The sequence below is a fragment of the Tepidiforma bonchosmolovskayae genome (genome assembly GCF_008838325.1).
Lineage (GTDB): Bacteria > Chloroflexota > Dehalococcoidia > Tepidiformales > Tepidiformaceae > Tepidiforma > Tepidiforma bonchosmolovskayae.
The window spans coordinates 1221664-1235921 of the sequence record NZ_CP042829.1 but is presented as its reverse complement, the minus strand read 5'-3'; the positions used below and the strand labels follow the sequence as shown (position 1 = coordinate 1235921).

The following is a 14258-nucleotide window of genomic DNA, read 5'->3' as shown; positions in this document are numbered from 1 at the left end:
TACCCTCCGCGCCGATGGAATTTCCAGCCGATGACCCGGTCGTCCGCGCGCTGCTCGAGCAGCCGCCCCTGATGCGGCTCGCCTACGTCGCCGCCGACGGCCAGCCGCGGGTCGTGCCCATCTGGTGGCGGTTCGCCGGCGGCCGGTTCACCGTCATCACCGGGCCGAAGGCGGAGAAGGTGGCCCACCTGCGCGCCCGGCCGAAGGTCGCGTTCACCATCGATACCGAACGGCCGCCCTACCGCGTCCTTCTCGTCGACGGCGACGCCGCGGTGGAGGACGTCGACGGGATGGCCCCCGAGTACCCGGAGATCGTCCGGCGGTTCCTCGGCCCGGCGGCCGATGCCTACCTCGCCCGGCTGCGTGTGAAGCGGCAGGTCCGCATCACGATCACCCCGCGCCGGTGGCGGATCCTCGACTTCGTCGAGCGGCGCCCCCGGTCGCTCGCGTAGTCCTGCCTACTCCTCGAAGAGCTGGATGAGCACCCCGCCCGAATCGCGCGGGTGGATGAAGGTGTGGCGCTTCCAGTCGTTCTCGATGATGCCGCCCCAGGGCTCGATCCCCTCGGCCCGCAGCGCCTCCACCGCCCGGTCGACTGAGGCGACCTCGCAGGTGATGTGATGCATGCCCGGCCGCCGGCTTTCGATGAACTTCTGCACGAAGCTGTCGGGCCGGGTGGGCGCGATGATTTCGAACTTGAGCAGGCTGCCCGGGATCGTCAGCTCGGCGCCGCGGTAGCCCAGGTGCCCGTCCTCCCAGCGGGAGATGACCTCCATGCCGAAGACCCGCTCCTGCCAGGCGACCTGCCGGTCGAGGTCGGGCACGGCCATGGAGACGTGGTCCATCCGCTGGAGGTCGACGGTGCCGCCGCCGGCGTTCCGGTCGACCTCCGGCGCCGGCCGGTGGGCGACGAACAGCTGCCAGAGGATGCCGCCGCTGTCGCGCGGGTGGATGTAGGTCACGTACCACGAGCCGTCGTCCTGGACCCCGCCGAAGGGGGTGATCCCGAGCCGCTCCAGCTCGGCCGCGGCGGCGTGGATGTCCTCCACCTCCATCGTGATGTGGTGGAGGCCCGGGCCGTTCTGGTCGAGGAACTTCTGGACGAAGGAGTCGGGCGTGGCGGGGGCGATGACCTCGAATTCGATGCCGGTGCCCCGCACCTGGGAGACGCACCCTTCGAAATCCTGGCCGGGGCCGGCCTCCCAGTCGTGGAGGTACTTGAAGCCGAGCAGCCGCTCCAGCTTCGCAGCCTGGGCGCGGTAGTCGGCGGCGGCCATGGAGATATGGTCGAGGCGTTTGATCGGCAGCACACGCAGCTCCGGGAAGGAGGGGGATCGGTGGCGCCATCCTACCGGCTCGCCTGCGGCTGCGACAGCGCCCCCGGCGCCGGCTATCCCCAGCGCGGCGGCCGCTTCTCCTGGATGGCCCGGGCGCCCTCGGCCGGCGCGGCGGAGAAGAAGCCGAGCATTTCGAGCGCGAGCGAGTAGTCGAAGGCCGTAATCCCGCCGAGCCGGAGCCACTGGTTGAGCGCCTTCTTCGTGAAGCGGAGCGCGTGCTGCGGCCCGTCGGCGAGCTGGCGGGCGATCCGCATCGCCTCGGGCATCAGCTCGGCCCGGGGGACGCAGCGGCTCACCAGCCCGATCCGCTCCGCCTCCCGCCCGTCGATGAAGTCGCAGGTGAGGAGGTAGTACTTCGCCTTCGCCATGCCGCAGAGGAGGGGCCAGATGATCGCCGCATGGTCGCCGGCGGCCACGCCGAGGCGGGCGTGCCCGTCGGTGAGACGGGCCTCCTCGGCGATGATCGAGATATCGGCCATCAGCGCCACGGCCAGCCCGGCGCCGACGGCCACGCCGTTGATCGCCGAGATGATCACCTTCTCGCAGTTCACCATCTCGTAGACGATCGCCTCGGCCTCCTTCATCACCCGGACGACGGCTTCGAACCGCTCCTCGGCGGGGAGGGCGGCCCGGGCTTCGATGTCGCCGAGGTCGCCCCCGGCGGAGAAGGCGCGGTCGCCGGCGCCGGTGACGACGATGACGCGGACGGCCGGGTCGGCGTCGAGGTCGCGCCAGATGCGGGTCAGCTCGCCGTGGAGGACGTCGTTCGTGGCGTTGTAGACCTCCGGCCGGTCCAGGGTGACCAGCGCGATGCCGTCGGTGATGTCGACCCGGAGGTGGGTGTAGCTGGCGGCCATGGGGTGCTCCTCGCAGTGGACGTTCGGACCCGGACCGTGTCCGGGCTGCGGGGTAGACTACTGGAAAGATGCCGAACTGGGTGATCGAAGGGCTGCTTGCGACGAGCCCGCGGCCGGGCTATGCCCCCGGGCCGGAGCTGACCGTCCACGACGAGGCGGTCGACCGCTGGATAGCGGAGGCGCGGCGGTTCGGGATCCGGTCGATTATGTGCCTCATCGGGAACGACCAGCTCTGGCTCTACCGGAAGGCTGCGCCGGAGGGGCTGCTGGAGCGCTACCGGCGGAGCGGCTTCGAGGTGTTCCACCTGCCGACGCTGGACCAGCTCACCCATCCGTACACCCCGGAGCAGTACGAAGCGGCCTGGCGGGCGTTCCTTGAGCTGCCGAAGCCGGTGCTGGTGCACTGCAGCGCGGGGATGGACCGGACGGGGCGGGTGGTGCGCTACCTGCTGGAGCGGATGGCGGAGGACGGCGGGCTTGCAGCTGCCCGCTGAGTGACGGAATTTCAGCCACGCTGTGGTGAATTTTCGCGCATTCACCGGCGGCGATTTGCCCCCTGTGGCCCCGCTGTGGGCGCGGCACGGCCGTCCTGTGCGCGAAAATTCGTCACGCCGTGGTAAGATTTCCGCCATGTACCGGCGGAACATCGAGCCCCTCCTGCGCGAAGCCCTCAGCGATACGCGCGTCGTCTACCTCGCCGGCCCCCGCCAGTGCGGCAAATCCACCCTCGCCCGGGCCTTCGCCGAGGCGACCGGCCGCCGCTACCTCTCCCTCGATGACCCGCTCACCCTCGACCTCGCCCGCGCCGACCCGGCCGGTTTCGTCCGCCAGGCCGACCTCCAGCCGCTCGTCATCGACGAGGCCCAGCGCCTGCCCGAGCTCCTCCTCGCCATCAAGCAGGCGGTCGATGCCGACAACCGCCCCGGCCGCTTCCTCCTCACCGGCTCGGCCAACTTCCTCGCCCTCCCGAAGGTCGCCGATTCCCTCGCCGGCCGCGTCGAAATCCTCGAACTCCAGACGCTCAGCCAGGGCGAGCTCGAAGGCACCCGCGAACGGTTCATCGATGCCCTCTTCGCCGGCGAGCTCCCCGGCGCCCTCCCGCCCTCCGCCCTCTCCCGCGAGGAGTACCTCCGCCGCGCCGAGGTCGGCGGCTACCCGGAGGTCGTCGGCCGGCCCTCGCCCGCGCGCCGCCGCCGCTGGTTCGCCTCCTACCTCGATACCATCATCCGCCGCGACCTGCGCGACCTCAGCGCGATCGAGCACGTCCACGCGCTCCCGGCGCTCCTCCGCCTGCTCGCCGGCAGGGTCGGCAGCGTCGCCAACGCGGCCGGCCTCGCCCAGGACCTCCAGCTCCCTGTCTCGACCGTCTCCCGCTACCTCCGCCACCTCGAGACGCTCTACCTGCTCGCGCCGCTCCCGGCCTGGTCCACGAACTTCTCGGCGCGGCTCACGAAGAGCCCGAAGTTCTACCTCGCCGATTCCGGCCTGACCGCCGCCCTCCCCGAGGCGGCCGCCGCCCGCGTCCCGCTCGTGCCCGAGGCCGCCGGCCAGCTGCTCGAAGCGTTCGTCGTCGGCGAGGTGCGGAAGCAGGCGGCCTGGAGCGCCACCGGCCCCTCCGTTGCCTACCTGCGCACCTACGGCGGCCTCGAAATCGACCTCGTCCTCGAAGCGCCGGACGGCCGGGTCGCCGCCCTCGAAGTGAAGGCTGCCGCCCGGCCGTCGCGCCGCGACTTCCGCGCCCTCGCCGCCCTCCGCGACGAGCTCGGCCCCCGGTTCGCGGCCGGCGCCGTCCTCTCGCCCGCGCCCGAGCCGCTGCCCGCCGGCGACCGGCTCTGCGCGCTGCCGATCGACGCCCTCTGGCGCGCCTGAGCCGCCCCTCAGCGGAGGTGGGCGTCGAAGAAGTCGGCCATGATCCGGGTCAGCTCCGCCCCCGAGGGGCTCGGCTGCCCGCCCTCCGGCACGAACCCGTGCCCGGCGTTCGCCACCCGCACAAGCGTCGCCTCGACTCCCGCCGCCTGGAGCGCGGCTGCGAACTCCTCGCTCTGCTGAATCGGCACCAGGGGGTCCTCCTCGCCGTGGACCAGGAGAAACGGCGGGTCGCCCGCCGAGACATGGGTGATGGGGCTCGCCGCCCGGACCACGGGGTCGGAGCGGCTGGAGGCGCCGAACACCGTCTGCAGGATAGCCGCGCTCGCGCCCGGGAACTCGTCCGAGAGGTCGGCCGGGCCGTAGAGGTCCACGACTGCGGCCACGCCCGCATCGCCGCCGATGGTGACGAACCCCTGCCCGCCGGTCGTGCCGTGGAGCGCCACCAGGTGGCCGCCCGCACTCCCGCCGATCAGCCCGACCCGGGCCGGGTCGATGCCGTACTCGGCCGCGTGCGCCTTCAGGTACGCCACCGCGTTCGCCACGTCGACCGACTGGGCAGGGAAGGGGTACTGCGGCGCGAGCCGGTAGTCAATCGCGGCGATCGTGTACCCCCGCCGGAGCAGCTCCGCGAAGAGGTCGGTCAGCTGGCCGGGCCGCCGTGTCCCCGAGGTCCAGCCGCCGCCGTGCACGTAGACGATGAGCGCGCCGTTCTGGCGCTCGGGCAGGTAGAGGTCGAACGGCTGCGTGCCGCCCTCGGTGGGGTAGGCGAGGTTGGGCCGCACCGTGCCGGGCAGCTGCTGGCCGGGCGCCTGGCCGCCCGGGGCGGGGCGGGTCGGCTGCCCTGCCGGGGCGGCTGCTGTCGGAGCAGCGGCCGTCGCGGCGGTGGCGGTCGCGGCCGGGGCGGTGGTGCGGGCGTCCTGGCCCGGGTGGGCCTCCTCCCACACTTCGTAGGCCGCGGCCATCTCGCTGTAGGTCGCCCACTGCACCTTCCCTTCGGCGACGAGCGGGTCGACCACCTCCGCCAGGAACCGGTCGATCAGCGCGAACGGTTCGCTCGTGCCGGGCGCCCCGCGGAACTCGCCGGGGTGGATAGTGAAGTGGAAGACGTTCACGGTCCCCGGCACGGCGCTCTCCACCGAAGCCCGGAGCCGCTCAGCGAGGTAGGCGAAGTACTCCTCGTCGCTGCTCGTCCGCCGGCCGGAGGCGTAATCGGTGCGGTCGTAGCTGCCCTCGGGGAGGAAGACGACCGGCCCGTCGGGGTCGTGCGCCAGGAAGGCCGAGAAATCGCTGCCATCGGTGCCGCCCGCCGGCCGCCAGGGGACCGTGCCGGCGATCTCCGCCGGGGTCGTCTGCGTCCGCGGGTTTTTCCAGTCGCTGTTCACCGAGAGGCCGGCGCAGGCGGCGGCCTCGAACACCCCGGGAAAGAGATTGCCGCCGCTCCAGTATTCCACCCGCTCGACGCCGGCCTGCCGGATGTAGCCGATCTCCTCCGCCATCACGGCGCACCAGGTCTCGACCGGCACGCTGGAGGAATCCTTGCCGAGATGCGCGTCCTCGTGGAAGTGGAGGCCCACTTCGTGGCCGCGCTCCTCGAGGTCGGCGAGCACGGTCGACCCGGTTGCGATCGCCGTCGTCGTGAACGGCGATTGCGTTTGGACGGTCAACGTGCCGCCGTGGTGCTCCACGATCGCGGCGACGGCCTCGATGTCCGCGGCCGCGCGGGCGAAGGCGTCCGGCCGGTTGTAGTCGATGGCGGCGCCGGTGCCGGATGGGCCGCCGGTGGAGAAGCCCTGGGCCGTGGTGCCCATCGGCTCGATGTGGATGCCGATGCCGAAGAGGAGCGGCCCGGGGGCGGCAGCGGGCCCGGCGCCGCTGCCCCCGGGCACGGCATCGGTGCAGGCGGCGGCTGCCGCGAGGCCTGCGGCGAGGCACAGGCCGAGCAGTGTGCGCCGTGTGAAGTTCATGCGGTCCAGCCTCTCTCCCGGGGTGCCCCGGCAGGGAGTCGTGTCCTCCTTGCCGGTCCTATGGCACGGGCCGCTCCCGGGGTGACGCCCCCGGCCGGTGACCGACCGGTGACCGCGGGGTGGACGGCCGGAACGCAGGGCGTCTTCGTGCTACACGAGCCCCCGGCTCGCCGTGAGCACGGCCCAGCCCCCGGCCCCGCGCACCGGCTGCAGCTCCTCGAAGCGGAGCCCGGCCCGCTCCAGCAGCCGCTGCCACTCCTCCGCCGTGCGGTAGCGTCCGGCCCCGAGCGCGAGCCGGCGCAGGTCGCGCAGCGCGAGGTCGAGGCCGGCGGCCGGGTCCGCGGACAGCACCGGTTCGACCAGGAGCACCCGCCCGCCCGGGGGAAGCGCCGCGTGGACGGCCGCCAGTTCGGCCAGCGCCCCGGCATCGTCCCGCGCAGAGAGCCCCCCGCCGGCGGCGCAGGCGGGCGGCCCGGCGCCCGGCCCGGGGACCTGCTCTGCCGCCAGCCACGCCCGGAACCGTTCGCCGCCGAAGACCATGGCCGGCGCCGCGCCGCCCAGCGCCCGGCGGAGCACGCCGGCCGCCGCACCCGGGGGGAGCTCCTCGTCGGCGCCGGGCAGGACGTGGGCCGGGCGGCCGGTCTCCACGGCCTGCAGGAGGCCGGCCCAGCCATCCCACTCCAGGTTCGCGAGCGCGAGCAGCCGCTCCCGGTGCGGCCCGCGCGCGTCCCGGCAGAGCAGGTCGGAGACTGGCGTCGGGCCGAAGCGGCCATCCCCGGTGGGGGCGAGCACCCCGGCCGCGGCGAGCGCCCGGAGCAGCCGGGCGAGCCCTTCAGGATGGACCCCGGCGGTGCTGGCGAGGAGGAGCGCCGAGCGGGGCTGGTCGCGCACGAGGTCGAAGACCCCGAGCCGCGCCGCGGCGGCCAGGGCCTGGACGAGCGCCGGCCCGGCGAGCGTCCGCTCGAGCCAGCCCGCCGCCGTGCGCGCTCTCCCGCCCACCCTACACCTCCGCCGTGCGCTGCACCGGGGTGACGGCCGTGCTGGCGAACGCGGTCATCGGGCGGCTCCTCGCGGCGGGCGGGTGGGCCGCCATTCTACGCGGGTCAGGGGGCGGCCTGCGCTCCGTAGGTGGCCGGCTCGCCCTCGACCGTCGGGTCGGCGGCGGCGATGGCGGCCGCCAGCCCGGCGTATGCCTCCTCGACGGCGGCCATCGTGGCGGCGCCGTCGCCGGCGAGGTAGGCGGCATCGAGCCCCTTCCCGCACGCGGCGGCCAGCGCCGCGGGGTCGAGCCGGCCCGGCGCCGTGGTCGCGCAGAGCAGTCGGAGGCCGCCCTGGCGCGCCTGGATGGCGCCGATGGAGCCGTTCGGGGCGCCGTTCAGCCAGAGCCCGAGCGCCGCCCGGAGGTCGAAGAGCTGGAGCGCGACCCGCTGCACGGAGGTGAGCGCCGGGTCGTCGCTGCAGGCGAGCGCGCCGGGCAGGGGAGCGGCGGCCCGGTCGGCCCCGGCTGCGGCGGAGGCCTTCGCGCACAGTTCGGCCCAGCCGGCGGGCGTCCCGGCCGCGGCGGCAGCGAGCGCCATCGCCTGCCACTGCGCCGGCGGGACCCCCTTCCAGCCGCCTTCGGCCGGGAACCAGGCTGCGACATCCGCCTCCGGGAGCTCGACGGGCGCCGGGGTGCCGATCGCCTGCACATAGGCCGGCGTCGCCGGCGGCGGCACGAGCATCGGCCCGACGACGGGCACCCCGGCGACGCCGGCGGCGAGGTCGGCCGTGTAGCAGCGGGCCGTGCTCAAAAAGAGGAGCGCCAGCACCACCCACGGGAGCTTGCGGAGCATACCGGGATCATCGGCACGGGATGGCCGTCGCCGGAGCGGGCTACCCCCAGAGCGCCCGGCGGATGGCCGCAGCCGCGGGCGCACTGCCCGCCGGTTCGCGCATCCCCCGTTCGATCCGGACGGCGGCGAGGTTGAGCGCCGCCAGCGCGGCGTCGTCGCCGAGGGCCTCGACCTGGCGGCGCGGCAGCCAGAGCAGCTCCTCCACGCCCCAGGCGATGCCGGCAAGGTCGACCAGGTCGGCCGTGGCCTCCGGGTCAAACCCGCGCAGCCGGGCGTACTCCATGGCGAGGACCCGCCGGGCCGGCGCATCGAGCCCGCTCGTGAGGAGGAACGCCGCGACATCGAAGAGCTGGGGGCCGAACCCGGCGGCCCCGAAGTTCACCAGCCACGCCCGCCCGGGCGCCAGGAGGAGGTTCGCTGCGGTCGCCGCCCGGTGCGCGAACCCGAACGGGCCGGCCAGCAGCGCCTCCCGGGCGGCGGCGAACCCCGGCGCGGCGGCCTCCCGCTCCTGCGCCGCGAAGCCGAGGCGGTAGAGCGGCGGCGGAGCCCCCGGGAGCAGCTCCGCCGGCGGCTTCTCCCAGTCGAGCCCCTCGCGCAGCGGCAGGGCGTGGAGCGCGGCCAGCGCGGCGACCGCCGCCGCGGCCGAACCCGGCGGCGGCTCCACCTGCAGCGCGGTCAGCCCCGGCACCTCCTCCTCCAGCGTGGCGAGGCCGGAGAAGCCGAGCAGCCGGGGGATGTGCGGGAACCCGGCCCGGGCGAGCGCTTCAAAGACCGCGGCGTGGTTGTGCGCCGCCTCGTCGGTCACCGGGCGCCGGGCGATGACGGCCCGCCCGCCTGCGCTCCACCGCTCCGGCGCGCCCGGGGCCTCGCCCAGCGGCTCGTACGCCGGCTCGCTCCCGGGCGGCAGCCCGAGCACGCGCGCCACATCCTGCGGGTCAGCCAGCACGCCTGGCCTCCCTCCGCTGCGGCCGCCGGGCGGGGCGCTGGCAGCGCGGGCAGTAGTGCGTGGCCCGGCCGCCGACGATGCTTCGTTCGATCGGAGTGCCGCAGGCGTAGCACGGCTTCCCCGTCCGCCGGAAGACCTGCACGAACATGTGCTGCCGCCCTTCGTTCCCCTGCCCGTCGACGTAGTCGCGGAAGCTCGCCCCGCGGTGCGCGATCCCCCGCTCCAGCACCTCCCGGCAGGCGCGGTAGAGCCGGCCGAGGGCCGCGCGGGAGAGCTGGCCCGCCGGCGTATCCGGCCGGATGCGGGCGGCGAAGAGCGCCTCATCGACATAAATATTGCCGAGCCCGGCGAACCGGCGCTGGTCGAGCAGGACCGCCTTCACCGGAGCGGTCCGCCCTTCGAAGACGCGGCGGAACTGCGCTGCCGTGAGCCCGGGGTCGATCGGCTCCGGGCCGAGCCGGCCCACCACCTCGTCGGCCGAGGCGTGGACCCGCCACGTGCCGAACTTCCGCAGGTCGCTCCAGCGCAGGTCGTGGCCGTCATCGAGGACGACCCGAGCGCGCTCGTACGGCTCGGGCGGGGCATCGTGCGGCCGCCAGACGAGCCGGCCGGTCATCCGCAGGTGGGCGGCCCACCAGCGGCCGTCGTCCAGTTCGAAGAGGAGGTACTTGCCGCGCCGGCCGAGCGACCGGATCGTCCGCCCGGCGAGGCTGGCCCGGAGCGTCTCGAGCGGCACCCCGGCGAGCAGGTGAATCGTCCCGGGGTCGACCTCGACATCGACGATGGTGCGCCCCGTGACCAGCGGCGCGAGGTCGCGGCGGATGGTCTCGACTTCGGGGAGCTCGGGCACGTTCCGATTGTCGAACCGGCGGCCCCGCTCGCGCCACCCGTGGCATACTGGCGCCCGATGATCACGCACCTCAGGGGTCGGCTCGCGCGGATGGATATCGCCGGCCCCCTCGTCGAGCTCGACGTCCACGGCGTGCGCTTCGAAATCCTTGTGCCCATCGCCCTCTGGCCCGAGCTGACCGCGCTCGCGGGCGAGGCCGACCTCGCCGCCGGCGAAGGCCCCGAACTCGGCCTCCACATCTTCTACCACGTCACCGCCAACAACCCGACGCCTGTCCTCGTCGGCTTCCTCCGCCGGGCCGAGCGCGACTTCTTCCGCAAGTTCACCATGGTCGAAGGGATCGGCCCGGCGAAGGCCGTGAAGGCGATGAACGTCTCGGTCTCCACCATCGCCCGGGCGATTGAGCAGGAAGACCGGGCCGCGCTCGCCCGCCTGCCCGGCATCGGCCCGCGCTCCGCCGACAAGATCATCGCGACCCTCCGCGGCCGCGTCGTGGCCGAGGCCGCGCTCCAGGATGCAGGCGTCGAACGGCCGGTCGAGGCGGCTGAGTTCGAGGAGAAGCGGCTGCTCGCCGATGCCGCCGAAGCGATCGCGGGCCTCGGCTACAGCCGCGCCGAGGCCCGCCGCTGGGTCGAGGAGGCGGTCCACGCCGATCCCTCGCTCGATTCGCTCGATGCCGTGGTGATGGCCGTGCTCCGCCGTCTCGACGCCCGCTGAGCTACCGCCCGCTCAGCCCGGCGCGGATCTTTTCGAGCGGGGAGAGCGCCGCCCGGCCGGGCTGCCGCAGCGCCGAACCGGCCGGGATGGCGGCCGCGGCCTCCCGCCGCACCGCCTCACGGATGCGCGCCAGCGTCTCCTTTGCCGCCGCGAAGCTCGCCTCCACCTCCTCGACGGTCGACCCGCTGAGCAGCGCCGGGTCGAGCGCCGGCTCGCTCGCGAGGAGCGCCTCCCGCAGGCGGGCGACGGCGCGGTCGTGGGCGGCGCGGGCTGCAGCCAGCGCCTCGTCGCGCTCCGCGAGCTGCGCCTGCAGCTCCTCCAGTTCGAGCACGAGGTCGTCGCGGGCGGGGTCGTTCGGGTCCATCGGGCACCTCCGGGTTCGGGTTCTCGCCTGCGAAGCTGCCCGGCCGCGCGCGGAACGCCAAGGGAAAGGTGGCACGTTCCCCGCTGGGGTCCCGTTTGGTACCTTCGGTCCGATGCACCCCCTGCCGCCCCTCCGCCGCACCCTCCTCGCGCTCGCGCTCCCGGCCGTCCTCCTCGCGGCGGCCGCCTGCGGCGACGGCCCCGACCCGGTCCCGACGCCGACGCCCACGCCCGACTACGGCCAGTTCGGCCCCGCACCGAAGCTCGGCGGCAACATCCTGAAGGTCTACCCGGAGCACGGCACGACGGTGTCGCAGGCCGCGACCCGCTCGCCGAACCCGGCCAACCCGGGCGGCATCTGCGCCGAGGTCAGCTTCGACGGCACCCCGCAGTACGGCCAGTGGTTCCGCATGGCGGTCGACGGCGTCGAGGTCACCGATAAGCTCACGTGGGTCATCCCCACCCGCGAGGCGCCGAAGAACGGCCGGGTCTGCTACGCCCCGCCCGAGGGGCTGACACCGGGCCGCCACGAGGCCGCGCTCGTGGTGCAGGACCCGCTCAACCCGAACGCCCAGGTAAAGCAGGCGGTCGGCTGGGCGTTCATGGTCGCCGAGTAGCGCTGCGGCCCGGCCCGCTACGCCGGCTGCGCCGGCGGGCCGGCCTGGACCATCCGGAAGGGCAGCGCCTTGTCGATGACAGACCCGCCCGGGCCCGTCGCCGTGGCCCGCACCCGGTACCCGCCGAACCGCGGCAGCTCCACCTGCATCACCACCACCGTGGCCGAGAGCTGGCTGGAGCCGGGCGGCAGCTGCGGCGGCCGGCCGACCTGCATCTGCCCGTCGACCCGCAGCAGCTCGGCGCCGTCATCGTCTTCGAGCGCGAGGCGCAGGGCGATCGGCAGGTTCGTCTCCTCCCATGCGACGCGGATGCCGAGGGCGACGGCGAACTGGGCGCGAGCCGGCGCCTGGGGCGCGTGGCGCACGTCCCAGCCGCCGCCCATCAGGTAGAGCTTCCCGTTGATGACTTCGGCGTGGTCGGCGAGGAGGGCGTAGTCGAATTCCATGCCGGGCAGTCTACCGCGCGGGAGCGCCGGCAGGGGCAGGTGCGCCAGTCTCGGCGCCCTCCCACCCGAGCAGGGCGGCGAGGTCCTCCTCCTGCGCGAGGTTGAGCCGCAGGAGCGTGGCGATGCCGATGAGCAGCTGCCGCAGGTCGGCGATGTCCTCCGGGTCGAGCGCGCCCTCGCCGGCGCCGAGGTCGGCGGCCAGCCGCTCGAGCTGGCGGACCAGCCGGAAGAGCTCTGCCTGCGTCCGGCTGTGCGCGGCAAGCGGGTCGGGCCCGGGGAGCGCCGCGGCGAGCGCGGGGTAGACGTCCCGCTCCTCGAGCCGCTCGTGCGGCACGACGGTCGCTTCGAGGCGGCGGACCGCCGCGGCCGCCCGCTCAGCGAGGCTGCCCGGCGGCAGGGCGTCCAGCTCCATCGCCAGGGTGCGCAGCTCCGCGGCGACCGCCGCCAGCTCCCGGTGTCCCTCGAGCAGGGCCGCGAAGACCTCCGGGGGCACCGCCTTCCCCGGCCGCGGCGGCTGCCAGCCCAGCACCCGCAGGGCGTTGAGGATCGCCGCCACATCGATGCCCTCCTGCAGCAGCGCGCCCGCCGCGGGCGGGATCAGCCCGGCCGCCGCGAAGCCCATCGCCGCGAAGGAGAGGCCCATCCCCAGCACGATGCTCTCGACGGCGATCCGGCGGGCAGCCCGGGCGACGAGCAGCGCCTCGACCAGCCGGTCCAGCCGGTCGACCATGATCACCCCATCGGCGGCCTCGGCGGCGGCGGCCGCGCCGCGCGCTCCCATGGCGATGCCGGCATCGGCCGCGGCCAGCGCGGGCGCATCGTTGATGCCGTCGCCGACCATCGCGGCCGGGGCGCCGGCCCGCGCCGCCACCTGCTCCACCTTCTCCGCGGGCGTCAGTCCGGCGAGCACCCGGTCGATGCCGAGCGAGGCGCCGACCATCTCGGCGAGGCCCGGGTGGTCACCCGTGAGCATGATCGTCTCGCGGATGCCGAGCCGCCGGAGCGTCCGCACCACCCGTCCCGATTCGGGCCGCACCGGGTCTTCGAGGGCGAACGCCGCCGCCAGGTGCCCGTCGATCGCGAGGAACGTGGCCGAACCGCCATAGCGGAGCGCCCGCCGCTGCAGCCTCAGCGCCCCGGGCGAGGGTTCGCCGGCGCAGGCCCACGGGAGCCGGCCGAGACGGACGCGGCGGCCTTCCACCGTGCCTTCGAGGCCCATGCCCGGCTCTTCCCGCGTCTCGCCCGGAAGCGAAAGCGGCAGCCCGCGCTCCGCCGCGGCCCGGACGAGCGCCTCCGACATGATGTGGCCCGAGGCCTGGGCAAGGCTCGCGGCGACCCGGAGCGCCTCGTTTTCGTCGATCCCGCCCCATGCCGCCAGGACCCGTTCGAGCCGCGGCATCCCGGCCGTGAGCGTGCCCGTCTTGTCGAAGAAGACCACCCGTACCCGTGCGAGCGTTTCGAGGGCGCCGCCGCCCTTGATGACCACCCCGCGGCCGGCGGCCCTGGAGATGCCGGCCACAATCGCAATCGGCGCAGCGAGGATGAGCGGGCAGGGCGTCGCCACGACGAGCACCGCCAGCCCCCGGACCGGGTCGCCGCTCCACGCCCAGGCGGCCCCGGCCGTGACCAGCACCACCGGGACGAAGAGCCCCGCGTACCGGTCGGCCAGCCGCGTCATCGGCGAGCGCGAGGCGCGGGCCGCCTCGACCAGGCGGATGACGCCGGCATACGTGCTCTCTGCGGCCGTCGCCACGGCCCGCAGCCGGAAGGGCGAACCGGCATTGACCGCGCCGGAGGCAACCCGCTCGCCGGTCCGGCGCTCCACGAGGCGGCTCTCGCCCGTCAGCGCCGATTCGTCGAGCAGCGCCTGCCCGCTGATGACGGCGCCGTCCACGGGTACGGTGTCGCCTGTGGCGACGAGGAGGAGGTCGCCGGGCAGGATCGCTTCGGCAGGGACGACCTCGACGGCGTCGCCCGCGATCCGGCGGGCCAGGCGCGGCGCCCGCGCCAGGAGACCGGTCAGCTCCCGTTCGGCGCGCCCGCCGGCGTAGGTTTCGAGCGCCTGCCCGGTGGCCAGCATCACCCCGATGACGGCCGCGGCGAGGGTTTCGCCGAGGGCGAGCGCGCCAGCGATGGCGAGCACGGCCACCACGTCGACGCCCGGGCGGCGGGCCCGGATGGTGGCCGCCATCTCGCGCAGGGCGGGCACCAGCCCGGCGAGCGCCGTCGCGGCCCAGGCGGCATCGGCCAGCAGCCCGTACCCGGCGAGGAAGAGCGCGCCGCCCAGCGCGGTGCCGCCAAGCGCCGCCGCGGGAAGCCGGAGTTCGCGGAGCGCAAGGAGCCGGGTGAGCCGCCGCCGTCGCATCACGGCCAGTCTACGCGCCGGCCGCGGCGCCCCGCGCGCCCTGGGCGCGCGCTAACTGGTGTCTTCGCGCCCGCACCGTAGTGGCAACCGGCCCG

General features: G+C 74.8%; 15 protein-coding genes. 5 read left to right on the top strand and 10 right to left on the bottom strand.

Annotated elements, in window-relative coordinates:
- Positions 1-14 precede the first annotated feature (14 nt).
- Positions 15-452, top strand: a complete 438-nt coding sequence (locus Tbon_RS06215) for a TIGR03618 family F420-dependent PPOX class oxidoreductase (RefSeq protein ID WP_158066821.1) — start codon at positions 15-17, stop codon at positions 450-452.
- 6 nt (positions 453-458) lie between these two features.
- Here the strand turns inward: Tbon_RS06215 and Tbon_RS06210 are convergent, their stop codons facing one another.
- Both Tbon_RS06210 and Tbon_RS06205 read right to left on the bottom strand, forming a co-directional pair.
- The gene (locus Tbon_RS06210) at positions 459-1310 is read right to left on the bottom strand and encodes a VOC family protein (RefSeq protein WP_133117479.1); all 852 of its coding nucleotides are present in this window, start codon (positions 1308-1310) and stop codon (positions 459-461) included.
- Positions 1311-1390: 80 nt separating this feature from the next.
- Positions 1391-2194, bottom strand: coding sequence for an enoyl-CoA hydratase/isomerase family protein (locus Tbon_RS06205; RefSeq protein ID WP_158066820.1), 804 nt, complete (start codon positions 2192-2194; stop codon positions 1391-1393).
- Between the two features lie 68 nt (positions 2195-2262).
- On the opposite strand from Tbon_RS06205, the gene Tbon_RS06200 reads away from it, so the two are divergent.
- Positions 2263-2688 carry a protein-tyrosine phosphatase family protein gene (locus Tbon_RS06200; RefSeq protein ID WP_098502756.1) on the top strand — a complete coding sequence of 142 codons (426 nt, stop codon included), beginning with the start codon at positions 2263-2265 and terminating at the stop codon, positions 2686-2688.
- A 136-nt stretch (positions 2689-2824) separates the two neighbouring features.
- Positions 2825-4063 carry an ATP-binding protein gene (locus Tbon_RS06195; RefSeq protein WP_158066819.1) on the top strand — a complete coding sequence of 413 codons (1239 nt, stop codon included), beginning with the start codon at positions 2825-2827 and terminating at the stop codon, positions 4061-4063.
- Between the two features lie 8 nt (positions 4064-4071).
- Here Tbon_RS06195 and Tbon_RS06190 read toward each other — a convergent pair whose 3' ends face one another.
- From Tbon_RS06190 to mutM, 5 genes are all read right to left on the bottom strand, one after another.
- Positions 4072-6027: an alpha/beta hydrolase gene (locus Tbon_RS06190; protein WP_098502754.1), complete on the bottom strand. Its 1956-nt coding sequence runs from the start codon at positions 6025-6027 to the stop codon at positions 4072-4074.
- A gap of 150 nt (positions 6028-6177) precedes the next feature.
- The gene (locus tag Tbon_RS06185; protein ID WP_158066818.1) at positions 6178-7026 is read right to left on the bottom strand and encodes a methyltransferase family protein; all 849 of its coding nucleotides are present in this window, start codon (positions 7024-7026) and stop codon (positions 6178-6180) included.
- 104 nt (positions 7027-7130) lie between these two features.
- Positions 7131-7859 carry a hypothetical protein gene (locus Tbon_RS06180; RefSeq protein ID WP_158066817.1) on the bottom strand — a complete coding sequence of 243 codons (729 nt, stop codon included), beginning with the start codon at positions 7857-7859 and terminating at the stop codon, positions 7131-7133.
- Between the two features lie 40 nt (positions 7860-7899).
- Positions 7900-8805 carry a phosphotransferase gene (locus Tbon_RS06175; RefSeq protein WP_158066816.1) on the bottom strand — a complete coding sequence of 302 codons (906 nt, stop codon included), beginning with the start codon at positions 8803-8805 and terminating at the stop codon, positions 7900-7902.
- Positions 8795-9655 (bottom strand): bifunctional DNA-formamidopyrimidine glycosylase/DNA-(apurinic or apyrimidinic site) lyase, encoded by an 861-nt coding sequence (gene mutM, locus Tbon_RS06170; protein ID WP_158066815.1) that lies wholly within the window; start codon positions 9653-9655, stop codon positions 8795-8797. The genes Tbon_RS06175 and mutM overlap by 11 nt, the downstream gene beginning before the upstream one ends.
- Before the next feature lie 57 nt (positions 9656-9712).
- Between mutM and ruvA the strand changes: the two genes are divergently transcribed.
- Positions 9713-10372 (top strand): Holliday junction branch migration protein RuvA, encoded by a 660-nt coding sequence (gene ruvA / locus Tbon_RS06165; protein WP_158066814.1) that lies wholly within the window; start codon positions 9713-9715, stop codon positions 10370-10372.
- A gap of 1 nt (position 10373) precedes the next feature.
- Here the strand turns inward: ruvA and Tbon_RS06160 are convergent, their stop codons facing one another.
- Complete coding sequence (locus Tbon_RS06160; RefSeq protein WP_158066813.1) at positions 10374-10736, bottom strand: hypothetical protein; 363 nt, start codon at positions 10734-10736, stop codon at positions 10374-10376.
- Positions 10737-10848: 112 nt separating this feature from the next.
- On the opposite strand from Tbon_RS06160, the gene Tbon_RS06155 reads away from it, so the two are divergent.
- Positions 10849-11352 (top strand): hypothetical protein, encoded by a 504-nt coding sequence (locus Tbon_RS06155; RefSeq protein ID WP_158066812.1) that lies wholly within the window; start codon positions 10849-10851, stop codon positions 11350-11352.
- Positions 11353-11369: 17 nt separating this feature from the next.
- Here Tbon_RS06155 and Tbon_RS06150 read toward each other — a convergent pair whose 3' ends face one another.
- Together Tbon_RS06150 and Tbon_RS06145 are read right to left on the bottom strand one after the other, a co-directional pair.
- Positions 11370-11798 (bottom strand): DUF6941 family protein, encoded by a 429-nt coding sequence (locus Tbon_RS06150; RefSeq protein ID WP_158066811.1) that lies wholly within the window; start codon positions 11796-11798, stop codon positions 11370-11372.
- 10 nt (positions 11799-11808) lie between these two features.
- Positions 11809-14163, bottom strand: coding sequence for a heavy metal translocating P-type ATPase (locus tag Tbon_RS06145; protein ID WP_158066810.1), 2355 nt, complete (start codon positions 14161-14163; stop codon positions 11809-11811).
- Between the last annotated feature and the right edge of the window lie 95 nt (positions 14164-14258).